This window comes from Orlajensenia leifsoniae (assembly GCF_004570845.1).
GTDB lineage: Bacteria > Actinomycetota > Actinomycetes > Actinomycetales > Microbacteriaceae > Orlajensenia > Orlajensenia leifsoniae.
In genome coordinates, this window is the sequence record NZ_SPQZ01000010.1 from 1 (window position 1) to 25,602 (window position 25,602).

Consider the following 25,602-nt stretch of genomic DNA (forward strand, 5'->3'; position numbering starts at 1 on the left):
CAAGGCCAACGCCCTGCTCGAGCTCGACATCGACGGCAAGACCGAGCTCGTGCTCGTCAAGGACGTGCAGAAGGACCCGGTCCGCCAGATCATCGAGCACCTCGACCTCATCGTCATCCGCAAGGGCGAGAAGGTCCAGATCGAGGTTCCCGTGCACGTGACCGGTGAGAGCTTCTCCGGCACCATCGCCGACCTCGACGCCAAGACCCTCCTGCTCGAGGCCGAGGCGACCCACATCCCCGAGAACGTCGTCGTCGACATCGAGGGCCTCGAAGAGGGCGCTCAGATCTTCGCGAAGGACGTCGAGCTGCCCAAGGGCGCCTCGCTCATCAGTGACCCCGAGACGCTCGTCATCAACGTGCACGTGCCCGCCGCCGGTCGCGGCGAGGGTGTGGAAGAGGAAGAGGCTGACGCCGAGGCCGCTGCCGCAGCCGAGGCTGCCGAGTAGTCATTCTCGGTCTCTTCCGTTCACGACAGAACGTTCACGACGTGGACGAGAACACCTGGCTGGTAGCCGGGCTCGGCAATCCCGGGCCCGGCTACTCCGGCAACAGGCACAATGTGGGGCAGATGGTGCTCGACGAGCTCGCCGGCCGCATCTCGGCGTCGTTCAAGACGCACAAGGCCAATGCCCTCGTCGCCGAGGGGCGCCTGCGGCCCGGCGGTCCGAAGCTCATCCTGGCGAAGCCTGGAACCTTCATGAACCTCTCGGGCAAGCCCGTGGCCGCCCTGCTGAAGTTCTACTCGCTCGACGCCTCGCGGCTCATCGTGATCCACGATGAACTCGACGTCCCGTTCGACACCGTCAAGCTCAAGCAGGGCGGCGGCCACGGCGGCCACAACGGCCTGCGCGACATCATCGCCGCCATCGGCACCCCCGACTTCACCCGCGTGCGCGTGGGTGTCGGGCGCCCTCCCGGCCGGCAGGACGCCGCCGACTTCGTGCTGCACGACTTCTCCTCGACCGAGAAGAAGGTGCTGCCGAATCTTCTGACGGATGCCGCCGACGCCGCAGAGCACATCGTCACCGACGGCCTCGCCTCGGCCCAGATGCGCTTCCACTCACCGGCCTGAGCCGCCCCGGCCTGAACCTTGCGCCGCAGGTACCGCCGGACGCAGTGAGTCCCGGCTCCAGGGAGCCGGGACTCTGCGAGGGCACTGCGTGTACTTCGACGACTGACATTGCGCCTTCGTCGTAGGGGACTCCGGCCCGCCCGAGTCGTAGGGGACTCCGGCGTCTTCGACCCTAGGGAAGGGCATCGCAGCTCTGCGCCTCCCAGATCGGGTGATGCCCATCCGGGTGATGCCCGTCCGGGGGGTGGGCGCGACAGGTGTGTCGGCGGGCGGCCGTAGACTCGTACGGTGATGCTCCAGGGCTTGTTGACCGCGCTCGAGCGCGCCTCCACCATCGAATCGGCCCTCGCGCAGGCGAACCGCGACGCCGACTTCTCGCTCCCCGAGGGGCTGAACGCACCGCTGCTCGCCGGCCTCCTCGATCGTCGCGCCACCGAGCGCGGCGCCCAGGCCGCCTTCGTGATCACGGCGACGAGCCGTGAGGCCGAGGCGCTCGAGGCGAGCATCGCCGCCTATGCCCCCGGTGCCACCGTGCTCGACTTCCCCGCGTGGGAGACGCTCCCGCACGAGCGCCTCAGCCCCAGCGCCGAGATCGTCGGCCGCCGCATCGAGGCCCTGCGCACACTGAGGGAGTGGAGCGAGGCGGATGCCGCAACGCGCGCGCCCCTCATCGTCGTCGCCTCCGTGCGTGCGGCGCTCCAGCCCATCGCCGACAACCTGGCCGACCGGCCCGCCGTCGTGCTCGCCCAGGGTGGAAGGGGCTACGACCTCTCCGCCCTCGCCGGCGAGCTCGTCGACCTCGCCTACACGCGCGTCGACATGGTGACCCGTCGAGGCGAGTTCGCCGTGCGCGGCGGCATCCTCGATGTCTTCCCTCCCGTGGCCGACCACGCCTATCGCGTCGACTTCTTCGGCGACGAGATCGATCAGCTCCGGGCCTTCTCGGTGGCCGACCAGCGCTCGCTTCCCGAGCCCGTGGCATCCGTCAGCCTCATGCCCAGTCGCGAGATGCTCCTCAGCGATTCGGTGCGCCAGCGTGCCCGCGAGATGAGGCACGAGTTCCCGAGCCTCTCGCAGATGCTGGAGAAGATCGCCGAGGGCATTCCCGTCGAGGGCATGGAGTCACTGGCCCCCGCTCTCGTCGACCGCCTGGTGCCGGTGACCCACTACCTGCCGGCCGACGCCGTCGTCGCCGTCGTCGGGCCGGAACGCGTGAGCGGTCGAGCCCAGAGCCTCGCCGAGACGAACCGCGAGTTCCTCGCGGCGGCCTGGAGTGCCGCGACCGCCGGCGCCGAGGCCCCGATCGACCTCGACTCCGGCGACTTCCTGTCGCTGGCCGAGCTGCGCGACTCCGTGCGGTTCGCCGCGCCCGGTGAGAAGGCGCCCGATCACCCGTGGTGGACCTTCTCGGCTTTCGATGCAGGCGACGCCGAGCTGTTCGACTACATCCGCGTGGCTGCAGACGCCGTGCCCAGCTTCGCCGGGAACGTCGAGGGTGCGCTGGAGCATGTCGGTGCGCGACTCACCGACGGCTGGTCGATGGCCATCGTCGCCGCCGGACACGGCCTGGTCGAGCGCGCCCGCGACGTGCTGGCCGACCGCGGCTTCGCAGGCAGGGTCGCCGAGGAGTTCCCCGAGAACCCCGAGCCCGGCGTCGCCTATCTGCTGCAGGCCGGCGTCTCCCGCGGCTTCGAGGTGCCGTCGGCGAAGATCGGCGTGCTCAGCGAGGGCGAGTTCTACGGCCGCACCGCCGGCTACGACTCGCGCCAGATCAAGAAGCTCGCGAGCCGGCGCAAGAACGTCGTCGACCCGCTGCAGCTGAAGCCGGGCGACTACGTCGTGCACCAGACCCACGGCATCGGCCGCTTCGTCGACATGACACAGCGCACGGTGGCATCCGGAGCCCGCCCGACGGGACCCAGCCGTACAGCAGGCATCGCCCAGCAGCCCACGATCGTGCGCGAGTACCTCGTGCTCGAGTACGCGTCGTCGAAGCGCGGTCAGCCCGCCGACAAGCTCTTCGTTCCCACAGACCAGCTCGACCTGCTCACCCGCTACGTCGGGGGAGAGGCGCCCGCCCTGTCGAAGATGGGCGGCAGCGACTGGTCGAACGCCAAGAGCAAGGCCCGCAAGGCCGTCCGCGACATCGCCGTCGAACTGGTAAAGCTCTACTCGGCGCGCATGGCGTCGCGTGGGCACGCCTTCGGTCCCGACACCCCGTGGCAGCGCGAGCTCGAGGAGGCCTTCCCCTACGCCGAGACGCCCGACCAGCTGCAGACCATCGACGAGGTGAAGGCCGACATGGAGCGGCCCATCCCGATGGACCGCCTGCTCTCGGGCGACGTGGGCTTCGGCAAGACCGAGGTGGCCGTGCGCGCGGCGTTCAAGGCCGTCCAGGACGGCAAGCAGGTCGCCATGCTGGTGCCGACGACCCTGCTCGTGAAGCAGCACGTCGAGACCTTCCAGGAGCGCTTCGCCGGCTTCCCCGTGCACCTCAAGGCCCTCAGCCGCTTCCAGACCGACAAGGAGGCGCGCGAGACCCTCGCCGGACTGACGGATGGCACCGTCGACGTCGTGATCGGAACCCACCGCCTGCTCGCCGACGGCGTCATCTTCAAGGACCTCGGGCTCGTGATCATCGACGAGGAGCAGCGCTTCGGCGTCGAGCACAAGGACAAGCTCAAGAAGCTGCGCACCAACGTCGACTTCCTCGCCATGAGTGCCACCCCGATCCCGCGCACGCTGGAGATGGCCGTCACGGGCATCAGGGAGATGTCGACGCTGGCCACGGCGCCCGAGGACCGGCATCCGATCCTCACCTTCGTCGGTCCCTACTCCGAGAAGCAGGTGACCGCGGCCATCCGCCGCGAGATGCTGCGCGAGGGCCAGGTGTTCTTCGTGCACAACAGGGTGTCGAGCATCAACCGCGTGGCGGCCCAGCTGGCCGAGCTCGTGCCCGAGGCACGCATCGCCGTGGCCCATGGCAAGCTCCCCGAGAGCGTGCTCGAGCAGATCGTCGTGGACTTCTGGGAGCGCAAGTTCGACGTGCTCGTCTCGACCACGATCATCGAGACCGGTCTCGACATCGCCAACGCGAACACGATCATCATCGACAGGGCCGACAAGTACGGCCTCAGCCAGCTCCACCAGCTGCGCGGTCGCGTCGGCCGTGGCCGGGAGCGCGCGTACGCCTACTTCCTCTACGACGAGAACACGCCGCTCAGCGAGACCGCCCACGACAGGCTGTCGACCATCGCGGCCAACAACGAGCTCGGCTCGGGCATGCAGGTGGCGTTGAAAGACCTCGAGATCCGCGGAGCCGGCAACCTGCTCGGCGGCGAGCAGGCCGGCCACATCGCCGGGGTCGGCTTCGACCTCTACCTGCGCATGATCGGCGAGGCGGTCTCGACCTTCCGCGGCGACGTCGCCGAGGGCCAGACCGAGCTTCGGCTGGAGCTCCCCGTCGACGCGCACATCCCCGAGGACTACGTCGACAGCGAGCGCCTGCGCCTCGAGGCGTACCAGAAGCTCTCGACGGCGAGTTCCCCAGCCGCGAAGGACGGGCAGATCGACAGCGTGCTCGAGGAGCTCACCGACCGCTACGGCGAGCCGCCACAGGCCGTGCTCACGCTCATCGCCGTGTCACGACTCCGTCGGCAGGCCCAGCGGGCGAGCCTCGGCGAGGTCGTCGCCATGGGGTCGAACCTCCGCGTGGGGCCGGGAACCCTGCCCGACTCGATCCAGGTGCGCCTGCAGCGCATGTATCCGGGCTCGCGCTACTTCACCCAGACCGGCGTGCTGTCGGTGCCGCTTCCCGACAAGCACGGCCAGCCGCTGGAGGACGCCGAACTCATCGCGTGGGTCACGCAGTTGCTGACGGCGATCTTCCCGGCTCCGGTCGCGGAGAAGCCTGAGGCCGCCGAGACGCCGGCGGGCTGATGCGCTTGTAGTGCCTGGCACGCAGGCTCACCAGGACCGCTGCGATCACGATAGCGATGGCCGAGCCGAGCAGCACGGCGAGCACGCCCTCGTCGGCGATCCCCCTGTCGCCCCTGAAGGCCAGCTCGTTCATGAGCAGCGAGACCGTGAATCCGATGCCGCCCAGGGCCGCCACCGGGATCAGATCGGCGATCGCGAGGCCCCCCGAGCGCCGCCGGAAGATCACGCCGCCCAGCACGCCGGCCACGGTGATTCCGATGAGCTTGCCGACGGGCAGCGCCACGAGGATGCCCCAGAACGCCGGGCTCAGCTCGCTCGGGGCGACAGACGGGATCACCACGAGGGCCGCCGAGAAGGCGAAGACGGGCAGGATGATTCCGTTCGACCACGGTTCTATCGCGTGCACGGCGCGGCCGCCCGGGCGACGGCTGATCACGAACCCGAGCGCCACGCCGGCGATGGTGGCATGGACCCCCGACTGGTAGGTGAAGAACCACGCCGCGACGGCGAGCACGATCATCGTGACGATGATCGGCCATTGCGCACGCCGTGAGAGCAGCCACGGGGAGCGCGGGCGGAGCAGGCGACTCAGCGCGCCGAATGCCGTGATGGCGATGGCGGCGAAGCCGATGGAGGCGAACTGCACGCCTGTCGTGAAGAAGAAGGCGATGATGAGGATGGCCACCAGGTCGTCGAGCACCGCCAGTGCCATCAGGAAGACCCTGACCCGCGTCGGCAGTGCCGATCCGAAGATGGCGAGCACCCCGAGCGCGAAGGCGATGTCGGTCGCCGTCGGGATGGGCCATCCGTCGACCACATTCGTCCCGGCCGTGAACAGCAGGTAGACGAGCGCCGGAACCACGACCCCGCCGATGGCGGCGATGGCGGGCAGCGCGGCCTTGGATAGCGAGTTCAGCTCGCCGATCACCAGCTCGCGACGGAGCTCGACGGCGACGATGAAGAAGAAGACGGCGAGGAGGCCGTCGCTCGCGAAGTGGCTCACGGAGATGTCGAAGGCGATGGCCTCGATCATGATGTGCGCGCCCATGAAATCGAGGACTGCGGGCCCGATGACCACGTTCGCCACGACCAGGCCCAGCACGGCGGCGAGGAGCAGGAGACCGGCCGCCACCCGCTCGGACCTGAAGGGCGACGTGCGGTGGTCGTCGGTGTGCTGGATGGTCATCGGCTGGGCTCCTCGAGGGTCGTTCTGCTGCGCTCAGAGCGGCACCGCCGCCCGCCGACCAGACTTCCCGGCGCACCGCGGCCAGTCTAGCGACGGGCTTCCGCCGACGGCGAGAGAGCCGCCTAGCATGAAGGCATGACCAGCGAACTCGACGGCCTCATCGCCACAGTCGCCCTGTTGCGCGCCCCCGGCGGCTGCCCCTGGGATGCCGACCAGACCCACGAGTCCCTCGTGCGCTACCTCGTCGAGGAGAGCCATGAGCTCATCGACGCGATCGAGGCCGGCGACCGCTCCGAGATGATCGAGGAACTCGGCGACGTGCTCTACCAGGTGCTGTTCCACGCCGACATCGCCGCGCACACGGCAGGGGAGGACTTCGACATCCAGGATGTCGCCGCCCACATGAACGCGAAGATGATCGGGCGGCATCCGCATGTCTTCGGCGATCGCGAGGCGTCGACGGCCGACGACGTCGTCGCCTTCTGGGACGACCTCAAGGCCGAGGAGAAGCCGCACCGCACCAGCGTGCTCGACGGGGTACCGCAGGGGATGCCCGCGCTGGCACTCGCCGACAAGACCCTCGGCAAGGCCGCGAAGGTCGGTGTCGAGCGCACCGATGCCGCTCTGGCGGCGGCTGTCGACCTCGACGACGAAGCAGCCCTCGGCGCCCACCTGCTCGCTCTCGTCGCCAACGCCCGCGCGAAGGACCTCGACCCCGAACGCGCGCTGCGGGCCGCCATCCGTTCGCTCGGAGACGACGTGCGTGCCGCCGAGGCCGCGGCTGCGGGCGTGGCGGCCGAGGCGCTCTAGCCGCACCGGCGCACCAGGGGCTCAGGGCAGCCTGTCCTGCCTAGCGGCGGCCCGGATGCCGCCGCTAACGTCGGAGCCATGACTGAGCAGAGCTTCAACGACCTCCTGACGGCCCAGATCGGGAACGAGTTCTCGGCGTCGCAGCAGTACATCGCGATCGCCGTCTGGTTCGACGACCACGACCTCCCGCAGCTTGCGCGCCACTTCTACCGACAGTCGCTCGAGGAGCGCAACCACGCCATGATGCTGGTGCAGTACCGGCTCGACCGTGACCTCGGCGTGACGATCCCGGGCGTCGATGCACCGCAGACCGCCTTCGCCTCGGTCGTCGAGCCGATCGCCTTGGCGCTCGCCCAGGAGAAGCAGGTCACCACCCAGATCGAGGCGCTGTTCCGGGCGGCGCGGGCCGACGGCGATGCCATCGGCGAGCAGGCGATGCTCTGGTTCCTCAAGGAGCAGGTCGAGGAGGTCGCCTCCATGTCGACCCTGCTCACCGTCGCCCAGCGCGCCGGAGACAATCTGTTCGACCTGGAGAACTTCGTCGCCCGCGAGGCCATCGGCGACGGGGGCCTCGAGGCCGACGCGCCGGCGGCTGCGGGCGGAGCGCTCTAAGACCGGAAAGCGAGGAACCTTCCGTCGAATCCCACCTTCCGGGCGTCTTTTCAGGGCGTCTCGGCGCGACGTTCCTCGCTTTCCAGCGAGCACCCCCGGAACTGGAAGAATGGACGCATGGCTCAGACTGTGACCCCGCCCCGCGGCATGCGCGACTTCCTCCCGGCCGACAAGGCCCGCCGCGAGCACGCCCTCGGAGTCATCCGCGGCGCCTACGCCCAGCACGGCTTCGACGAGATCGAGACGCCGGTCATGGAGGACGCCGCCTACCTGCACTCCGGCCTCGGCGGAGACAACGAGAAGCTCGCCTTCGCCGTGATGCGCCGGGGGATCACCACCGAGATGCTCGCGGCGGCGGCAGAGGCCGACGATGCGCTCGGCCTTGCCGACCTCGGGCTGCGCTTCGACCTCACGGTGCCGCTGGCACGCTTCTACGCCAGCCACCGGTCCGAGCTCCCCGCCGTCTTCCGTGCCATCCAGATCGCTCCGGTCTGGCGAGCCGAGCGCCCGCAGAAGGGCCGCTTCCGCCAGTTCCTCCAGTGCGACATCGACATCATCGGCGAGGCCGGCGCGCTCGCCGAGATCGAGCTGATCACGGCCACGGCTGCCGCGATCGGAGCCCTCGGTCTCGACGGATGCCGCATCCGCATCAACGACCGACGCATCCTGACCCGCCTGCTCGAGACCTGGAGCGTTCCGGCCGAGCAGCACGAGCGCGCCCTCATCACGATCGACAAGCTCGACAAGATCGGCGTCTCCGGCGTCGTGGACGAGCTCGGATCGCTCGGCATCGACACCGAAGGGGTCGCAGACACCCTCTCCTCGATCGAGAACGCCGGCTGGCACCTGCACGATGGAACGCTGCCGCCTCCTGCGTGGCTCGACCTCGACGTCTACGCCGAGCTCCAGGCCATTCGCGCGGCCGTCACGGGCATCGAGCTCGACTTCGATCCGACCCTCGTGCGCGGTATGGGTTACTACACCGGCACCATCTTCGAGATCTCGCACCCCGAGCTCACCTACTCGCTCGGCGGGGGAGGGCGCTACGACGGGATGATCGGCCGCTTCCTCGGAACCGACGTTCCCGCCTGCGGCTTCTCGATCGGCTTCGAGCGCATCGTCGACCTGCTCGACACCGATGTGGCGGGCCGTGCCGACGCCGTGCTGCTCGTGCACGACAAGGATGCCGAGCCCGCCGCCCTGGTGGGGCTCAAGGGCTCGCTCGTGGCATCCGGCGCCCGCGTGCGACTGGCCAAGCGCAGCAAGAACGTGCGCGCCCTGCTCGAGCGCGCCGAAGCCGACGGCTTCACCCGGTACGCCTTCGTCGCTTCAGGCGACACGGATGCCGCCGCTCTCGAGTTCAAGACGATCGGGGCCTGACGGCAGCTCGACGGGTGCGCCCCCGCCGCTCGGAATGCGCGCCCCTGGGCCGCGCCCTAGACTGACCAGCGAGGAACAACGACGTTCTCGTTCAAAACACACCCGGTTCCAAAGGAGATAGTTGTGGCTCTCATCGAGGCTGTAGGCGCTCGCGAAATTCTTGATTCCCGTGGCAACCCGACCGTTGAGGTCGAGGTTCTGCTGGACGATGGCACGGTGGCTCGCGCCGGCGTTCCGTCCGGTGCCTCCACGGGCGCCTTCGAGGCGTACGAACTGCGCGACGGCGACAAGGCCCGCTACGGCGGCAAGGGCGTGCTCAAGGCCGTCGACGCCGTGATCGGCGAGATCTCCGACGAGATCGAGGACATGGAGTCCACCGAGCAGCGCCTCATCGACGGCGCCCTCATCGCCCTCGACGGCACCGAGAACAAGAGCCGCCTGGGCGCCAACGCGCTCCTCGGCGCGAGCCTCGCCGTGGCGAAGGCCTCGGCCGACTCGCTCGACCTTCCGCTGTTTCGCTACCTCGGCGGCCCGAACGCGCACACCCTGCCCGTTCCGCTCATGAACATCATCAACGGCGGATCGCACGCCGACAACGACGTGGACATCCAGGAGTTCATGATCGTCCCGCTCGGTGCCGAGTCCTTCAGCGAGGGCCTGCGCTGGGGCGTCGAGACCTACCACGCCCTCAAGGGCCTGCTGAAGTCGAAGGGCCTGGCCACGGGCCTCGGCGACGAGGGCGGGTTCGCTCCCAACCTGCCCAGCAACCGCGCCGCGCTCGACCTCATCGTCGAAGCCATCCAGATCGCGGGCTACGTTCCCGGCAAGGACATCGCCCTCGCCCTCGACTGCGCGGCCACCGAGTTCTACAAGGACGGCGCCTACCACTTCGAGGGCAAGCAGCTCTCGTCGACCGAGATCGTCGCCTACTACGCCGAGCTCGTCGATGCGTACCCGCTCGTCTCCATCGAGGACCCGCTGGAGGAGGAGGACTGGGATGGCTACACCCTCCTCACCGAGCAGCTCGGACACAAGGTGCAGATCGTCGGAGACGACCTGTTCGTGACCAACCCGGAGCGTCTCGCCAAGGGCCTGAAGCTGAAGACGGCCAACTCGATCCTCGTCAAGGTGAACCAGATCGGTACCCTCACCGAGACCCTCGACGCCGTCGCCCTCGCGCAGCGCGCCGGCTACACGGCCATCCTGTCGCACCGCTCGGGCGAGACCGAGGACACCACGATCGCCGACCTCGCCGTCGCGACCGACTGCGGCCAGATCAAGACCGGAGCGCCTGCCCGAAGCGAGCGCGTCGCTAAGTACAATCAGCTTCTGAGGATCGAAGAGGAGCTGGGCGACGCCGCCGTCTACGCCGGACGCAGCGCGTTCCCCCGCTTCACGGTCTGAGTCGACGAACGGAGGAGGGGCACATGCCGACCTCTCCTGATGGAACTCTGAACCAGCAGTCGACGCGCATCCCCGTCGCCCTCCGCCGTGAATCGGCGGCGGGCGGCTGGATGCGCGGTCTGCGTTTCTCGGGCTTCTCGCTCATCATGATGGGCCTCGCCGTGCTCGCCGTCATCGTGCTCGCTCCAGCGGCGCAGTCGTGGGTGGCGCAACGCCAACAGATCGCAGCACTGCAGCAGGCCGTCGCGGCCGAGAAGAGCGAGGTCGAATCCCTGACGGCCGAGCGGGAGCGCTGGAACGACAAGACGTTCATCACCACCCAGGCACGGGAGCGCCTCGCCTACGTCATGCCGGGGGAGGTCAGCTTCCTCGTCATCAACGACCTGCCTGCTGCCGCCGCAGCGGCCGAGCCGGCCCCGGTGTCCACCGAGGTGCAGGCCACGAAGTCCGACTGGATGCAGTCGCTGTTCGCGTCGACGATGGCCGCGGGCCTCGCGCCCGTCGCCCCGGAAGGATCCACGAAATGACCACGCCGCCGTTCGACCTGCCGTCGAAGCGCGACATCGCCATCCTCTCGGCCCAGCTCGGCCGTCCCGTTCGTAGCGTCATCGGGGTTGCCGCACGCTGCGTCTGCGGTGCGCCGACAGTGGTCGCCACAGCGCCGCGGCTGGATGACGGCACGCCGTTCCCCACGCTGTACTACCTGTCGCATCCTGCGGCCACTGCCGCCATGTCCTACCTCGAGGCGGCGCACGTCATGGCCGAGTTCCAGGACCTCCTGGCCGAGGATGCCGAGGTGAAGGCCGCCTATGAGAAGGCACACGCCTCGTACCTGTCCGACCGGGAGTCGATCCTCGTCGTTCCCGAGATCGCGAACTTCTCGGCCGGCGGCATGCCCGAGCGGGTCAAGTGCCTGCACGCCCTGGCCGGACACGCTCTCGCGGCGGGCCCGGGCGTGAATCCGATCGGCGATCTCGCCCTCGCCCAGTCGGTGTGGAGCCCGTCGGTGTGCGCGTGCGTCGACTACCCCGGAATCGACGAGATCGGCGACGAGTGAGACGACGACTGAGGCGCACGGCGGCGGGGGCGCTGATCGTCGCAGTGGCCCTCCTCGGTGCGAGCCCCATCGCGCTCGACGCGACGGCGGCCCACGCCGACCCCGTGCGCGACCTCGAGTACTGGCTCAACGACTACGGCTTCACGCAGGCGTGGACGACCAGCAAGGGCGCCGGGGTGAAGGTCGCCGTCATCGACACCGGCATCGACGGCTCCGTCGCCGAGCTGAAGGGCGTCGTCGTCGGGGGAGCGGATGTCTCGGGCATCGGGTCGGCGAACGGGCAGAAGCCCGTCGGCGACGACGACTCGCACGGCACCCAGGTGGCGTCGCTCCTCGCGGGTCGCGGTACGGGGGAGGGCAACGGCGTTCTCGGAGTCGCCCCCGAGGCGCAACTGTTGAGCGTCTCCGTCGCCTTCGGCAGCGACAGCAAGTCGAAGATCTCGACGGACGACCAGATCGCGGAGGCGGTGCGGTGGGCGGTCGACAACGGCGCCTCGATCATCAACATGTCGCTCACCCGCAACACCTTGGACTGGCCGCAGAGCTGGGACGACGCGTTCCTCTACGCGTTCCAGCACGACGTCATCGTCGTGGCGGCCGCCGGCAACCGTGGCGGAGGCACGTCACAGGTCGGCGCCCCGGCCACCATCCCCGGCGTCGTGGTGGTCGCCGGCGTCGACCGCAACAAGGAGGCCAGCTTCGACGCCTCCTCGCAGGGCATCACCATCTCTGTCGCAGCCCCCAGCGAGCAGCTCGTCGGCGTGGTTCCGGGCGGCGGCTATGTGTCGTGGAACGGCACGAGCGGGGCCACTCCGCTGGTCTCCGGCCTGCTCGCCCTCGTGCGCAGCGCGTACCCCGACCTGAATGCGGCGGATGCGATCAACCGCGTGATCGCCACGGCGAACCCGAACGGTCATGAGGTGCCGAGCCCCATCTACGGCAACGGGCTCATCGACGCATCCGCAGCTCTCACGGCCATCGTCGAACCGGCGACCACGACCCCCGAGGCGCAGCTCACCGACTGGATCCGCATCCACCGTCGGGCGCAGCCACCTGCTGCGGAGACCACGGCGCCCACCCTCACGCCGACGACCCCGGTGCCCGACCCGGCGCCCGAGGTCGAGGCCGACGAGCAGTCGTTCATGACCAGCGCGTGGACTCTGCGCTATCTGACCGTGCCGTTCGCCGTGCTCGCAGGGTTTGGTAGTCTTGCTGTGCTGCTGGGCATCGGCGCCACACGGCATATCAAGCGGTCGTTGCGAAAACAGTGACGGTCCGCACCAACGTGATCATGTAGGAGACCGTTCCACTGTGCCCAGAATTCTGATCGTCGGCGGAGGCTACGCCGGGTTCTACACCGCCTGGAAACTCGAGAAGCAGCTGCGCAAGGGCGAAGCCGAGGTCACGATCGTCGACCCGCTGCCCTACATGACGTACCAGCCGTTCCTCCCCGAGGTGGCTGCAGGGTCCATCGAGCCCCGTCACGCCGTGGTCTCCCACCGTCGTCACCTCAAGAAGACGACGATCCTCGCGGCCAAGGTCACCAACATCAACCACGCCGACAAGCAGGTCACGATCGAGCCCATCGCGGGCGAGCCGTACCAGCTCGACTACGACATCATCGTGGTCACCGCCGGCGCCGTCTCGCGCACCTTCCCGATCCCGGGCATCGCAGACAACGCCATCGGCCTGAAGACGATCGAGGAGGCGGCAGCGATCCACCAGCGCGTGCTGACCAACTTCGACAAGGCATCGATGCTCCCGGCCGGTCCCGAGCGCGACCGCCTGCTCACCTTCACGGTGGTCGGCGGCGGCTTCGCCGGCATCGAGATCTTCGCCGAGCTGCGTTCGCTCGCGAGCGCCCTCATCCCGAAGTACCCCACGATCTCCTTCGAGGACACGCACTTCCACCTCATCGAGGCCATGGGACGCATCATGCCCGAGGTGTCGCTCGAGACCAGCTACTGGGTCATCAAGAACCTCGACCAGCGCGGTGCGCAGATCCACCTCGACACGCAGCTCGCCAGCGCCGTCGACGGGAAGATCGAGCTTTCCACGGGTGAGTCGTTCGAGTCCGACCTCATCGTCTGGACCGCCGGCGTCATGGCCAACCCCACCATCGTGCGCAACACCGACCTCCCGATCGAGGAGCGCGGCCGCCTCAAGGTGCGTGCCGACCTCCGCGTCGGAACCGAGGACGAGTGGATCGAAGGTGCCTGGGGCGCCGGCGACGTCTCGGCGGTCCCCGACCTCTCCGGCGGCGGCGTCGGCGGCTACTGCGTGCCGAACGCCCAGCACGCCGTTCGCCAGGGCAAGCTGCTCGCGAAGAACCTCGTCGCAGTTCTGCGAGGCGAGGGTCCCAAGGAGTACAAGCACAAGAACCTCGGAGCTGTCGCCGGCCTCGGCATCGGCATCGGCGTGTTCCAGTCGGGCAAGCTCGCGATCAAGGGCTTCCCGGCCTGGATCGCCCACCGCGGCTACCACGGACTCGCCATGCCGAGCTGGGAGCGCAAGCTCCGCGTCGTCGGTGGCTGGGTCGCCAACTTCTTCCTCGGCCGCGACATCGCCGCCATCGAGGCCCTGCAGCACCCGCGCGCCGTCTTCGAGGAGTTCGCCGCTCGTCCGAAGCCCCCGGCAGCAGCTGCTCCGATCGAGGCTCCGGCCCCCGCCGCCGCTCCCGCCAAGAAGGCTCCGGTCAAGCGCAAGCCTGCTGCCGCGAAGGCCGCTCCGGCGGCACCTGCCGGCGAGGCCGCCGAGCCCGCCGCCGAGCCGACGGCATCCGTCGAGCCAGCACCCGCGAAGTAGCAGTCACCACACGAGTCGCCCCGCCCGTTCTTCGTCGCATCGAAGGACGGGCGGGGCGTTTCTTGTAGGTTGGCCACGGAACACCACCAGCTCCCGTAGCCCAATCGGCAGAGGCAGGCGACTTAAAATCGCTTCAGTCAGGGTTCGAGTCCCTGCGGGAGCACCGGTCGTCCTCCTGAGCGCCGGATGCGAGCCTTGAGCGTGCGTGTCAGGATGCCACCCATGACACGTTTCGCGATCGGACCGGATGTCGCCCTCCATCTCGCGGCCGAGCGTGCCGTCGTCTCGGCCGACCACCAGCTCGTCGCGCCGGCGCTGCTGCGCTCCCAGGTGCTCACCCTCCTGTACGAGGCCGTCGCACGCGGGGAACTCAGCCGGAAGGACGCCTCAGCCAGCCTCGACCACCTGCGAGGGCTGCGGATGCGGCTGCTCGGCGACCGCGTGCTCCAGGCCAACGCGTGGCGCATCGCGGAAGAGCTGAGGTGGGCCGACACCTACACGGCCGAGTACATCGCCGTCACGCAGCTGCAGGCCGACGCCTTCGTGACGCTCGATGCGGCGCTGGCGGAGGCCGTGGCCGGCATCGTGCGGGTGGCGCCGGTCGACGAACTGCTCTGAGCCCGGCATCACGACCCGATCACGACCCGATCACGACGCACGCGACACGTGCGTGCGCATCCGCCGTCATGGTGCATACTGAGTCATCGCCTCCGAGTGGGTCGATCGTCCCACTTGTTGCCCGTTGTCGTGTGAGGAGTCGCCATGCCCCGCATCCCCGCATCAGAGCGCCGCGTCGCGCTCGTGCTGGCTGCAGTGCAGGTCATCGGGCGTGGGGGAGTCTCCGCCGCGACCACCCGGGCGATCGTCGCGGAGGCCGGGATGTCGCTCGCGAGCTTCCACTACGCCTTCACCTCCCATGACGAGCTCATGGCCGAGGTCGTGCGCTGGGTCATCGCCGAGGAACGCGGAGCCATCCTGCCCGATGGGATCGAGATCGGCTCGCTCGAGGATGTCGCCCGCGCCGGCCTGCAGCGGTACTTCGACCTGCTGCGCGCCGACCCGGAACGCGAGCAGGCCGTCAACGAGCTCGCCCTGTACGCCCTCCGAACCCCCGACATGCAGCACCTTGCACGCCAGCAGTACGAGGGCTACCACGCCCTCGCCGCTGCAGCACTGACTTTCGCCGCCGAGCACACCGGCAGCGAATGGACACGCCCCGTCGACGAGGTCGCGCGCCTGCTGGTCGCGCTCACCGACGGTCTCACCCTGGCGTGGCTCGTGGACCGTGACGACACGGCCGCCGGTCACCTCATCGACAATGCGGCCGCACTGGTCGCAGGAATGGCGCACACACGATGACCACGACCTCGACAGCGCAACCGGCCGTCTTCAGTGAACCGACCCAGCGGGTGACGGGCGCCTGGATCGCGGCGTTCGGCGCGGCCTGGCTCGGCATCTGGATGGCGCAGCTCACGCCGATTCAGCTGCTCCTCCCGCAACAGATCGATGAGGAGCTGCATCCGCAGAACTGGATCGACAGCGTCGTCGCGTTCGGCATCATCTCCGGCATCGCCGGCCTCTTCGCCGTGATCGTGTACCCGCTCACCGGTGCCCTTTCCGACCGCACCACCTCGCGCTTCGGCCGCCGCCGCCCCTGGATCGCCGGCGGAGCGCTGGGCTTCGCCGTCTCGCTGGTGCTGCTCGGCCTGCAGCACAGCATGGTGGGCATCGGCATCTTCTGGGTGCTGGCGCTGTCGGGCTTCTGCGTGATGACGGCAGCGCTCACCGCCACCATCTCCGACCGCGTTCCCGTCGACCAGCGCGGCTACGTGTCGGGCTGGCTCTCGGCCCCTCAGGCCGTCGGTACCATCCTCGGAATCCTGCTCGTCACCCTGCTCGCCCTCGGCGTGTTCGCCGGCTACACCCTCGTCGCCGTGCTGCTTCTCGTCTTCACCATCCCCTTCCTGATGCGACCGGATGCCGTCCTCGCCGTGGAGCAGCGTGAACGCGTCAGCGCCCGCGGGGTCGTCGGAAGCCTCTGGATCAGCCCGCGCGAGCACCCCGACTTCGGCTGGACCCTGCTCGGACGCATCCTGGTCAACTTCGGCAACGCCTTCGGCACCACCCTGCTGCTCTACTTCCTCATGTTCGGCCTGAAGCGAGAGGACGCCGAGGATGACCTGCTCATGCTCACCGCGGTGTACATGGTGTTCGTCATCCTGGCCGCGCTCGTGCTCGGCCGGCTCTCCGACAAGCTCGCCCGCCGCAAGCTCTTCGTCATCGTCGCCTCGGCCCTGCAGGCCGTCGCCGCAGTACTGCTCGCCTTCTTCCCCGACTTCACCGTCGCCATGGTCGCGGCCGGCCTTCTGGGCCTGGGCTACGGATGCTTCCTCTCGGTCGACCAGGCTCTCGCCACCCAGGTGCTCCCCGACCCCGAGCACCGCGGAAAGGACCTCGGAATCATGAACATCGCCTCGGCCGTCCCCCAGGCCATCGCCCCGCTGATCGGAGCCGGCCTCGTCGCCATGATGGGCGGCTTCACGGGACTGTTCCTCGTGGCCGCCGTCTGCGCGGCCCTCGGCGCCGTCGCGGTCACGCGCGTGAAGAGCGTGCGCTGATGCCCGCCGTGCAGAACGCCGCCGACGCGGCCCAAGGCGCAACGCTCCTCGGACTCGACCGCATCCCCGAGGCTCAGCCGTGGCTGGAGACCGGGCCGTTCTGGTCGAGCCTCGACCGTGCCACCGCCGAACTCGACCCGCCGTTCGGCGTGCTGAGCCTCGACGCCCTGCGGCACAACGCGCACGACATGCTTCGCCGGGCCGGCGGCACGCCCATCCGCGTGGCGAGCAAGTCCATCCGGGTGCGCAGCGTCATCGAGGAACTGCTGCAGCTCCCCGGATACAGGGGAGTGCTCGGCTACACGCTCGCCGAGGCCCTCTGGCTCGCCGAGACCGTCGACGACGTCGTCGTCGGCTACCCCACGGTCGATCGCGCAGCGATCCGTCACCTCGCCACCTCACCCGAGCTGGCCGCCCGCGTGACGATCATGGTCGATTCGCCGGCACAGCTCGACGTGGTCGACGCCGTGCTTCCCCCGGCACTGCGTGAGAACATCCGCGTCTGCCTCGAACTCGACGCATCGTGGAACTCCGCAGTGCTCGGGCACATCGGCGTGCTGCGCTCGCCCGTGCACGACGCGGATGCCGCCGCCTCGCTCGCGCAGTACATCGAGGGCCGCCCCGGCTTCACCCTCGTCGGCATGATGGCCTACGAGGCGCAGATCGCCGGCGTCGGCGACCGGCCCGTCGGCAAGCCTCTCGACGGAGCCGTGAAGCGCTGGATGCAGTCGCAGTCCATCGAGGAGCTGCACGCCCGACGGGCCGCGGCGGTCGCAGCGGTGCGACGCATCGCCGACCTCGAGTTCGTCAACGGCGGCGGCACGGGCTCGCTCGAGTCGACGCACGAGGACGGCTCGGTCACCGAGATCGGAGCGGGCAGCGGCATCTTCGGCGGCCACCTGTTCGACAACTACAGCCGGTTCACGCCGGCGCCGGCGGCGTCGTTCGCGATGTCGATCGTGCGGCGCCCGGCACCGGACACCGCGACGATCCTGGGCGGCGGCTGGATCGCCTCAGGCCCTCCGGCACCCGATCGCCTGCCGAAGATCGTCTGGCCTGCCGGGCTCTCGCTGGCGCCGCGGGAGTCGGCCGGCGAGGTGCAGACCCCGGTCACCGGACGCGCAGCCCGTACCCTCCGGCCAGGCGACAGGGTCTGGATGCGGCACACCAAGTCGGGGGAGCTCGCCGAGCACCTGAACGACTACGCCCTCGTCGACGGCGACACCGTCGTGGGCACCACCCCCACCTACCGTGGAGAAGGGAAGGCCTTCCTGTGAGTGCGACCGGCGCCGTGTGGCGCAACTGGGCCCGGACGGAGTCCGTGCGTCCGGCACGGGTCGAGCGACCCGCGACGACGGGAGCCGTGCAGCGCGCGGTCGAGGCTGCGGCGCGGACGGGCATGCGCCTCAAGCCCGTCGGAGCGGGCCACTCCTTCACCGGCATCGCCGTCGCACCCGGGGTGCAGCTCGACCTCACCGATCTCAGCGGCATCATCGACGTCGATGCCGAGCGACAGCGTGTGACCTTCGCTGCAGGCACCCGGTTGCACCAGCTGCCGCGGCTGCTCGCGCCCCATGGCCTGGGCATGACGAACATGGGCGACATCGATCGGCAGTCCATCCTGGGCGCGACATCGACGGGCACGCACGGGACGGGCGGGCGCTTCGGCGGCATCGCCACGCAGATCCGCGCGCTCACCCTCGTGACGGCATCCGGCGAACTCCTCCGCGTCAGCGAGACGGAGAACCCGGAACTGCTCGGCGCCGCCGCTCTCGGACTCGGCGCCCTGGGCGTCGTCGTCGATGTGACCCTGCAGCTCGTCCCGGCCTTCGCGCTTCATGCCGTCGAGCGTCCCGAGCCGCTCGAGGGCGTGCTCGAGGACTACCTCGAGCGCAGCGAGTCCGCCGATCACTTCGAGTTCTACTGGTTCCCGCACACGGCCACCGCCCTCACCAAGACGAACACCCGGCTGCCGGCCGACGCGCCGCTGAAGCCGCTCGGCAGGTTCTCACGCTTCGTCGACGACGAGCTCGTCGCGAACGGCGCCTACAGGATGCTCTGCGCCCTCGGCACCTCGTTCCCGGGCACAGTGCCCGCCACCGCGCGCCTGGCGGAGAGGTTCTCGGGCAATCGGGACTTCACGGATGCCGCCCCCTCGGTGTTCGTCACGAATCGCACCGTGCGCTTCCGGGAGATGGAGTACGCCCTGCCGAGGGAAGCAGTGCCCTCGGCCATGCGCGAGGTCCGACAGCTCATCGACCGCAATGACTGGCGGGTGTCGTTCCCCCTCGAGGTGCGCTCCGCCGCAGCCGACGACCTCTGGCTCTCGACGGCATCCGGTCGCGACACGGGCTACATCGCCGTGCACCGCTACTACCGAGAGGACCAGCGCCCCTACTTCAGCGCGGTCGAGGCGATCATGCGCGCGCACGACGGCCGCCCGCACTGGGGCAAGATGCACGATCTGGAGGCCGCGGAACTCGCGACGATGTATCCGCGTTTCGACGACTTCGTGGCGCTCCGCGACAGGCTCGATCCCGCAAGGATGTTCGCCAACCCCTATCTCGACCGTGTTCTGGGAGTTGCGCCGGGACGTCCCAGTCCGGGGGGTGCGGAGTTCGCTCACCACTCGGGCTGAAACGAGTCGTGACCGGGCTTTCCGTGCAAACTGAGCAGATCTCGATTAACCCCCTCTTCGGGTGATGGGTGTGCGCGCTGCGCGCATGGGGGCGTTGACAGTGTTTTCTCCGCGCTGGCACCCTGAGGCCACCGGCACCCCCTACAGCGCCGGTGGCACTGCCTCCCGACTCCCTACAGTTGCGTGGCGACCGCGGGTCGCCCGAATGGAGACCTGATGTTCCCGAACCGCTCCGACGACTCATCGACCGAGCGCACCAGAAGCCCGTTGTTCACGGTCGTGGCGATCCTCCTCGCCACGGCCGTGCTCACGGCCGGCACGACAGCCGCCGCCGCTGCGCAGGCCGCCGAGCGCACCGAGCGCGTGGCCGAGGCCAGGACCGCCGCGATCGGCGAGGTCTCCCACCGGGTGGGCGTCGGAGCCGGCAGCGTCGATGTCTCGGCCTCCCGCCTGTCGTCGGCGCTCGAGCTGGCGACGTACGAGCTCGGACTCGCCGACACGGCCCTCTCGATCAGTGCCGGCAAGGCAACGGATGCCACCCGCGCCGCCCTTCAGACGTCGACGGATGCCGCCACCGAGCTGACGGCCGCGACGACCGACGTCGACGCCGTGCTCGCCGCGGTGTACAGCCTGCGCGAACTCGAGAAGAAGACGACCGGGGAGGTCGCTGCCTGGCAGAAGGCCGAGGACGCCCGCATCGCCGCAGAGGCCGCGGCTGCCGCCGCTGCCGCGGCTCAGGCGGCCGCCGACGCGGCCGCTGCAGCAGAGGCCGAGGCTTCGGTGTCGTGGAGCGACGAGTCCTCCTCCGACAGTTGGGCTGAGCCGGCTGCTACCGCGGACCCCGCTGCCGCTGAGCCCGCTGCCAGCACCCCGGCACCCGCTGGCGATGCCCCGGCGAACGACGACTGCGGCCCCTGCCCCGGCGCCACCCTGGTGCCCGTCGTCTACGACGGTGTGACCTACTGGGGCTGCCCGTAGGCACCTGCCCTACGGCGTGCGGCGCCGCAGGGTGATCGAGCCCAGCACGATCGCCCCCACGATGAAGGCGCCGAGGATCGCGATCTGACCCCAGATCCACGCGGCACTCTCGCTGTCTGCCGCGACGGCGTTGAGGGCGTCGATCGCGTGCGACAGGGGAAGCCAGTCGCTGATGGCCTCGAGCACCGGGGGCAGTTGATCGCGGGGCAGGAAGATGCCGCCCAGGAGGATCTGCGGGAACACCAGCACCGGCATGAACTGCACCACCTGGAACTCGGTGCGGGCGAACGCGCTCGCCAGCAGGCCCAGGGCCGTGCCCAGGATCGCATCGGCCAGCGCGACCGCCAGGAGCAGCCAGATGCTGCCCTCGATCGTGAGCCCGCACACCCAGACGGCGAAGGTGACCGCGATCGAGGCCTGCGCGACGGCGAGGAGGCTGAAGGCCAGGGTGTACCCGAGGATGAAGTCGCCCCTGCCGAGAGGCATGGCGAGAAGCCGCTCCAGCGTTCCCGAGCGGCGCTCCCGCAGGGTGGCGATGCTCGTCACCAGGAACATCACGATGAACGGGAACAGGGCGATCATCGCCGGCCCGATCGTCTGGAAGACGTCGGTGTCGACGAAGATCCAAGCCAACAGGCCGATCAGGAGCGTCGGCACCACCAGCAGCAGGGCGATCGTGCGGGGGTCGTGACGAATCTGCTGCAGCACGCGTCCTGCCGTGGCGAGGGTGCGCCGCGCGTTCATCGCTCGCCCACCGACCTGGCGTGCCGCCGGTGCCGGTGCCGGCGCCGCCCCGGCCCATGGCGGGCAGGGGGAGGAGCGGCATCCGCGTCGACGTCGCCGCGTGAGGCGATGATGGCGAGGAAGGCGCCCTCGACGTCGGAGGCGCCGGTCGCTCCGAGGAGTGCCTGGGGAGTGTCGTCGGCGAGCATCGCGCCGTCGCGCATGAGGAGCAGGCGGTCGCAGCGGGTGGCCTCGTCCATCACGTGGCTCGAGACGAGCAGGGTGGTGCCGGCATCCGCCAGCCGGTGGAACAGCTCCCACAGCTGCACCCGCAGCACGGGGTCGAGGCCCACTGTGGGCTCGTCGAGGACGAGCAGTTCCGGGGCTCCGAGCAGGGCGGCGGCGAGGGAGACGCGGGAGCGCTGGCCTCCCGAGAGCGTCGCGACCACCCTGTCGGCGAAGGGAGTGAGATCGGTCTCGTCGATCACGCGGGCGATGTCGGAGCGTGGAGCCCCCAGCACCGAGCTGAAGTAGGCGATGTTCTGCGCGACGGTGAGGTCGTCGTAGACGCTCGCCGACTGGGTCACGTAGCCGACGCGATGACGGAGCGGCACGCTGCCTGCCGGCTCGCCCAGCACGGTGACGGTGCCGGAGGCCACCACCTGCACGCCCACGATGGCGCGCATGAGGGTGGTCTTGCCGCTGCCGCTCGGGCCCAGCAGGCCGACGACGCCACCGCGGGCGATGCTCAGGTCGAGGCCGTGCAGGACGTCGGTGGTTCCCCGTCGAACCTGCAGATTCCGGATGTCGACGGCCGGGGCCGCGCTATTCATCATGTGATGAATTATTCGCCCGCCGACACCGCTCCGTCAAGGGGATACCCGGTGAGATGCCACTGCACTGCCGGACCGACCCTGGCGACGAGATCGTCGATCGGGGCACTGGCCAGGGGCTCCAGACGCAGCACGTAGCGCGTGAGCATGATGCCCACGATCTGCGACGCCGCCAGGTTCGCCCGCAGGTCGGCGTCGGGGGCGTCGAGGGCGGCGGCGATGCGCCGGAACACCTCGCGGACGAGGAAGTCGCGCAGCAGGCTGGTGCCGTCGGATCCGACGACCGAGCGGATGAGGGCTGTCCCGCGAGCCCGCACTCCCGGCTTCTCGAACTCCTCGAGCAGGAACCTCACGATGTTCACGCCGATGTCCTCGCGAGGCCCGGCCAGCACGGCCTTGATGGCACGATCGGGGCGCAGCGGTGCGGCGATCACCTCGGCGAAGAGGTCGGCCTTGGCGTCGAAGTAGTGGTGCACGAGGGCGGCGTCGACGCCGGCCCGGCGTGCCACGGCTCGCATCGAGGTGGCGTCGTAGCCGCGGGCGGCGAACTCCTTCTCGGCCGCCGCGACGATGCGTCCCCGGGAGTCGCCGGCTGCACTCAGCCGAGGGCGTCCGCGACGGCGCGCACCGGCCTCGGCCGGGGGTTCGGCAGCACTCTCGCTCACGAGTGCAGAGCCTACGCCTGCAGTGTTCCTTGGAGTGTGATGGGAACGCGCTGCGAGCCGAGTATGCCCCGTTTAGGATGAAGGAGTCGCGTCCTCGCGCCATTCACGCCCAAGGAGTCCTCGCCATGGAATGGCTCATTCCCCTCATCATCGTCGTCGTCCTGATCGCCATCGTCGGCATCTACCTCTGGGCGACGTACAACTCCCTCGTCACGCTGAACGTGCGGGTGGATGAGGCCTGGAGCGACATCACGGTGCAGCTGAAGAGGCGTGCCGACCTGATCCCGAACCTCATCGAGTCGGTGAAGGGCTACGCGGCGCACGAGCGCGGCGTGTTCGAATCGGTCACGCAGGCGCGCGCCGAGACGCTGTCGGCGCAGGGGCCGGTCGAGGCATCCGTCGCCGAGAACCACATGCAGCAGGCGCTCAAGTCGATCTTCGCCGTGGCCGAGGCGTACCCGCAGCTCCAGGCCAGCCAGAACTTCCTGCAGCTGCAGGCCGAGCTCGTCGACACCGAAGACAAGATCCAGGCCGCGCGCCGGTTCTACAACGGCGGAGTCCGCGAGCTGAACACCAAGATCAAGGTGTTCCCGAACAACGTCTTCGCGAAGCGACTCGGCTTCTCCGAGCGGGACTTCTTCGAGGTCGCGGATGCCGCGGCCATCGCAGAGCCCCCGCGCGTGCAGTTCTAGTCGTCAGGAGCCCTGAGGCCCCTTGTACAGCGCTATAGCCAAGAACAAGCGCAACACCGTCTTCATCGTCATCCTGTTCATCGCGATCATCGCCGGACTCGGACTGCTGGCGGGATACGTCTACAACAGCCCGACGATCGTGGTCGTCACGATCCTCGGATCGATCGCCTACGCGATCTTCCAGTACTTCTTCGCGGCCTCGCAGGCCGTCGCCATCTCGGGCGGCGTGCAGATCGAGAAGTCCGACAACCCGCGCCTCTGGCGCATCGTCGAGAACATCGCCATCTCCCAGGGCCTGCCGATGCCGAAGGTCTACATCGTCAACGACCCGGCCCCGAACGCCTTCGCCACCGGGCGCGACCCGCAGCACGCCGTCGTCGCAGCCACCACGGGCCTGCTCGACCTGATGGACGATCCAGAGCTCGAGGGCGTCATGGCCCACGAGATGGGCCACGTGAAGAACTACGACATCCGCGTCAGCATGATCGTCTTCGGGCTGGTCGTGGCCGTCGGCTTCATCGCCGACATGTTCCTGCGCATGGCCTTCTTCGGCCGGGGGCGAGACAACAACAACCCGCTCGTGCTGGTCTTCGGCCTCGTCGCGATGCTGGTCGCACCGCTCGTCGCCGGGCTCGTGCAGGCTGCGGTGTCGCGCCAGCGCGAGTACCTCGCCGACGCCACCGGCGCGCTCATCACACGCCACCCCGAGGCCCTCGCCAGCGCCCTGGCCAAGCTCGGGGCCTACGGCAGGCCGATGCAGAAGCAGAACAGCTCGATGGCCCACCTCTGGATCTCGAACCCGCTCACCGGCGGCGGCATCGCCAAGCTGTTCAGCACCCACCCGCCGCTCGAGGAGCGCATCGAGCGCCTGCACACCATCGGCGGCACGTTCTAGCAGCGCCCGCTCGCTGAGAACCGGGCGCAGCCCGCGTTCGAAGCGCTCACGGAGCGCGTAGCTCTGCCTGCAGCGCAGCACTCAAGGTTCCGCGCCCCACGAGGGCGATCTCGTCGAGGCCCTGCCACGCCGTGATCTCGTGCAGCACCCCCGCAACCCGAGCGGCGATCTCGGGGACGGATGCCGCGGGCACGCCCTCCTCGAGCCAGGCCGACTGCACCCGCAGCACCCTCGCCTGCCTGTCGTTCTTCAGGTCGACGCGGCCGACGAGGGCGTCGTCGACGAGGATCGGCAGGCTGTAGTAGCCGAAGACGCGCTTCTCGGCCGGGGTGTAGATCTCGATGCGGTAGTGGAAGTCGAACATGCGCTCGGTGCGGGCACGCTCCCACACCACGGGGTCGAACGGCGAGAGCAGCGCCGTGGCCTCGATCCGGCGGGGGAGCCGGGCATCGCGGTGCAGCCAGGCGGGCGAGCGCCATCCGTCGACCGTGACGGGGAGCAGTGTCCCGGCCTCCTCGAGTTCGGCGATGGCCGCGCGGGTGTCGACCCGCTTGAGGCGGTAGTAGTCGGCGAGGTCCTTCTCGGTTCCGATGCCGTGAGCGGCCGCCGCACGCTCCACCAGCTGCACGTGGGCGTCGTGCCGGGGGACGACGCGCTCGATGACGGCGGCGGGCAGCACCTGCGCGGGGAGGGCGTAGGTGCGCTCGAACCGCGTGCGTCCGGCTGACACCACATCGCCCTGCCGGAACAGCACCTCGAGTCCGCGTTTCACGTCGGACCAGCCCCACCACGGTCCACGCCGCACGTTGGAGTCGTGCTCCATGGCACTCGCGGCCATCGGTCCGTTGGCGGCCAGCTCGCTGATGAGCCAGGCGAGCATCTGCGGGTTCGCCGCAGCCCAGGAGTCGCGTCCCGAGAAGTAGTCCCGGTACTCCTCCATGCGCCAGCGCCACGACGACCAGGTGTCGACGGGGATGACGGACGCCTCGTGCGCCCAGTACTCGATGTAGCCGCCACGACGAGGGAACGTGAGCTTGTCGAGCAGCGCCTTGTCGTAGCCGCCGAGCCTGGCGAACACGGGCTGGTAGTGCGAGCGCTCGTAGACGTTCACCGAGTCGAGCTGGAGCAGCCCGAGCCTGTCGATCAGGCCGTTCAACTGACGGGTGCCCACGGATGCCGGCCGTGGCCGGCCGAATCCCTGGGCGGCCAGCGCGACACGACGGGCGAGGGCGGGGGAGACGGACTCAGGCATGATGCTGAGACGATAACAGCCGGTGCCGACACCGGCGGGGA

24 protein-coding genes and 1 tRNA gene are annotated in these 25,602 nt (G+C 69.4%); 20 read left to right on the forward strand and 5 right to left on the reverse strand.

Features of this window, described 5'->3' with window-relative positions; all coding sequences use genetic code 11:
- From E4M00_RS17185 to mfd, 3 genes are all read left to right on the forward strand, one after another.
- A partial coding sequence (locus E4M00_RS17185) for a 50S ribosomal protein L25 (protein WP_135121706.1) occupies nucleotides 1–448 on the forward strand: 448 nt, incomplete at its 5' end.
- Nucleotides 449–489: 41 nt separating this feature from the next.
- Nucleotides 490–1,074 (forward strand): aminoacyl-tRNA hydrolase, encoded by a 585-nt coding sequence (pth, locus tag E4M00_RS17190; protein ID WP_135121707.1) that lies wholly within the window; start codon nucleotides 490–492, stop codon nucleotides 1,072–1,074.
- 288 nt (nucleotides 1,075–1,362) lie between these two features.
- Entirely contained in the window at nucleotides 1,363–5,013 is a 3,651-nt protein-coding gene (mfd, locus tag E4M00_RS17195) for a transcription-repair coupling factor (protein ID WP_135121708.1), read from the forward strand.
- Here mfd and E4M00_RS17200 read toward each other — a convergent pair.
- Entirely contained in the window at nucleotides 4,937–6,199 is a 1,263-nt protein-coding gene (locus tag E4M00_RS17200; protein ID WP_135121709.1) for a Na+/H+ antiporter NhaA, read from the reverse strand. The genes mfd and E4M00_RS17200 overlap by 77 nt on opposite strands.
- Before the next feature lie 135 nt (nucleotides 6,200–6,334).
- Here E4M00_RS17200 and E4M00_RS17205 point away from each other — a divergent pair, with 135 nt between their 5' ends.
- From E4M00_RS17205 to E4M00_RS17275, 15 genes are all read left to right on the forward strand, one after another.
- Nucleotides 6,335–7,009 (forward strand): nucleoside triphosphate pyrophosphohydrolase, encoded by a 675-nt coding sequence (locus E4M00_RS17205; protein ID WP_135121710.1) that lies wholly within the window; start codon nucleotides 6,335–6,337, stop codon nucleotides 7,007–7,009.
- Between the two features lie 78 nt (nucleotides 7,010–7,087).
- The gene (locus tag E4M00_RS17210) at nucleotides 7,088–7,621 is read left to right on the forward strand and encodes a ferritin (protein WP_135121711.1); all 534 of its coding nucleotides are present in this window, start codon (nucleotides 7,088–7,090) and stop codon (nucleotides 7,619–7,621) included.
- A 117-nt stretch (nucleotides 7,622–7,738) separates the two neighbouring features.
- A complete protein-coding gene (hisS, locus tag E4M00_RS17215; RefSeq protein ID WP_135121712.1) occupies nucleotides 7,739–9,001 on the forward strand; it encodes a histidine--tRNA ligase in 1,263 nt (420 codons plus the stop codon).
- Nucleotides 9,002–9,124: 123 nt separating this feature from the next.
- The gene (eno, locus tag E4M00_RS17220) at nucleotides 9,125–10,405 is read left to right on the forward strand and encodes a phosphopyruvate hydratase (protein WP_135121713.1); all 1,281 of its coding nucleotides are present in this window, start codon (nucleotides 9,125–9,127) and stop codon (nucleotides 10,403–10,405) included.
- Nucleotides 10,406–10,428: 23 nt separating this feature from the next.
- Nucleotides 10,429–10,932, forward strand: a complete 504-nt coding sequence (locus E4M00_RS17225; RefSeq protein ID WP_135121714.1) for an FtsB family cell division protein — start codon at nucleotides 10,429–10,431, stop codon at nucleotides 10,930–10,932.
- The gene (locus E4M00_RS17230) at nucleotides 10,929–11,462 is read left to right on the forward strand and encodes a DUF501 domain-containing protein (protein ID WP_135121715.1); all 534 of its coding nucleotides are present in this window, start codon (nucleotides 10,929–10,931) and stop codon (nucleotides 11,460–11,462) included. The genes E4M00_RS17225 and E4M00_RS17230 overlap by 4 nt, the downstream gene beginning before the upstream one ends.
- Nucleotides 11,459–12,733, forward strand: coding sequence for a S8 family peptidase (locus E4M00_RS17235; protein ID WP_240037266.1), 1,275 nt, complete (start codon nucleotides 11,459–11,461; stop codon nucleotides 12,731–12,733). The genes E4M00_RS17230 and E4M00_RS17235 overlap by 4 nt, the downstream gene beginning before the upstream one ends.
- Nucleotides 12,734–12,773: 40 nt before the next feature.
- On the forward strand, nucleotides 12,774–14,267 hold the full coding sequence (locus E4M00_RS17240) for an NAD(P)/FAD-dependent oxidoreductase (RefSeq protein ID WP_135121716.1): 1,494 nt from the start codon (nucleotides 12,774–12,776) through the stop codon (nucleotides 14,265–14,267).
- An 89-nt stretch (nucleotides 14,268–14,356) separates the two neighbouring features.
- Nucleotides 14,357–14,430, forward strand: a tRNA-Leu gene (locus E4M00_RS17245).
- 59 nt (nucleotides 14,431–14,489) lie between these two features.
- Nucleotides 14,490–14,885: a type II toxin-antitoxin system VapC family toxin gene (locus tag E4M00_RS17250; RefSeq protein WP_135121717.1), complete on the forward strand. Its 396-nt coding sequence runs from the start codon at nucleotides 14,490–14,492 to the stop codon at nucleotides 14,883–14,885.
- 144 nt (nucleotides 14,886–15,029) lie between these two features.
- Complete coding sequence (locus E4M00_RS17255; protein WP_135121718.1) at nucleotides 15,030–15,626, forward strand: TetR/AcrR family transcriptional regulator; 597 nt, start codon at nucleotides 15,030–15,032, stop codon at nucleotides 15,624–15,626.
- On the forward strand, nucleotides 15,623–16,885 hold the full coding sequence (locus E4M00_RS17260) for an MFS transporter (RefSeq protein ID WP_135121719.1): 1,263 nt from the start codon (nucleotides 15,623–15,625) through the stop codon (nucleotides 16,883–16,885). The genes E4M00_RS17255 and E4M00_RS17260 overlap by 4 nt, the downstream gene beginning before the upstream one ends.
- On the forward strand, nucleotides 16,885–18,162 hold the full coding sequence (locus E4M00_RS17265) for an amino acid deaminase/aldolase (RefSeq protein WP_135121720.1): 1,278 nt from the start codon (nucleotides 16,885–16,887) through the stop codon (nucleotides 18,160–18,162). Before E4M00_RS17260 ends, E4M00_RS17265 begins: the two co-directional genes overlap by 1 nt.
- Entirely contained in the window at nucleotides 18,159–19,523 is a 1,365-nt protein-coding gene (locus E4M00_RS17270; RefSeq protein ID WP_135121721.1) for a D-arabinono-1,4-lactone oxidase, read from the forward strand. The genes E4M00_RS17265 and E4M00_RS17270 overlap by 4 nt, the downstream gene beginning before the upstream one ends.
- Before the next feature lie 216 nt (nucleotides 19,524–19,739).
- Nucleotides 19,740–20,501: a hypothetical protein gene (locus tag E4M00_RS17275; RefSeq protein ID WP_135121722.1), complete on the forward strand. Its 762-nt coding sequence runs from the start codon at nucleotides 19,740–19,742 to the stop codon at nucleotides 20,499–20,501.
- A 9-nt stretch (nucleotides 20,502–20,510) separates the two neighbouring features.
- On the opposite strand, the gene E4M00_RS17280 is transcribed toward E4M00_RS17275, so the two are convergent.
- Genes E4M00_RS17280 through E4M00_RS17290 form a run of 3 tightly spaced genes read right to left on the reverse strand, consistent with a single transcriptional unit; the run spans nucleotide 20,511 to nucleotide 22,722 of the window.
- Nucleotides 20,511–21,245 (reverse strand): ABC transporter permease, encoded by a 735-nt coding sequence (locus E4M00_RS17280; RefSeq protein ID WP_135121723.1) that lies wholly within the window; start codon nucleotides 21,243–21,245, stop codon nucleotides 20,511–20,513.
- Nucleotides 21,242–22,057, reverse strand: a complete 816-nt coding sequence (locus E4M00_RS17285) for an ABC transporter ATP-binding protein (protein ID WP_135121782.1) — start codon at nucleotides 22,055–22,057, stop codon at nucleotides 21,242–21,244. Before E4M00_RS17285 ends, E4M00_RS17280 begins: the two co-directional genes overlap by 4 nt.
- 11 nt (nucleotides 22,058–22,068) lie before the next feature.
- The gene (locus E4M00_RS17290) at nucleotides 22,069–22,722 is read right to left on the reverse strand and encodes a TetR/AcrR family transcriptional regulator (protein ID WP_135121724.1); all 654 of its coding nucleotides are present in this window, start codon (nucleotides 22,720–22,722) and stop codon (nucleotides 22,069–22,071) included.
- Between the two features lie 125 nt (nucleotides 22,723–22,847).
- Here E4M00_RS17290 and E4M00_RS17295 point away from each other — a divergent pair, with 125 nt between their 5' ends.
- Together E4M00_RS17295 and E4M00_RS17300 are read left to right on the forward strand one after the other, a co-directional pair.
- Nucleotides 22,848–23,414: a LemA family protein gene (locus tag E4M00_RS17295; RefSeq protein ID WP_135121725.1), complete on the forward strand. Its 567-nt coding sequence runs from the start codon at nucleotides 22,848–22,850 to the stop codon at nucleotides 23,412–23,414.
- Between the two features lie 22 nt (nucleotides 23,415–23,436).
- Nucleotides 23,437–24,309, forward strand: coding sequence for a M48 family metalloprotease (locus E4M00_RS17300; RefSeq protein WP_135121726.1), 873 nt, complete (start codon nucleotides 23,437–23,439; stop codon nucleotides 24,307–24,309).
- A gap of 46 nt (nucleotides 24,310–24,355) precedes the next feature.
- Here E4M00_RS17300 and E4M00_RS17305 read toward each other — a convergent pair whose 3' ends face one another.
- A complete protein-coding gene (locus tag E4M00_RS17305) occupies nucleotides 24,356–25,561 on the reverse strand; it encodes a winged helix-turn-helix domain-containing protein (RefSeq protein WP_135121727.1) in 1,206 nt (401 codons plus the stop codon).
- Between the last annotated feature and the right edge of the window lie 41 nt (nucleotides 25,562–25,602).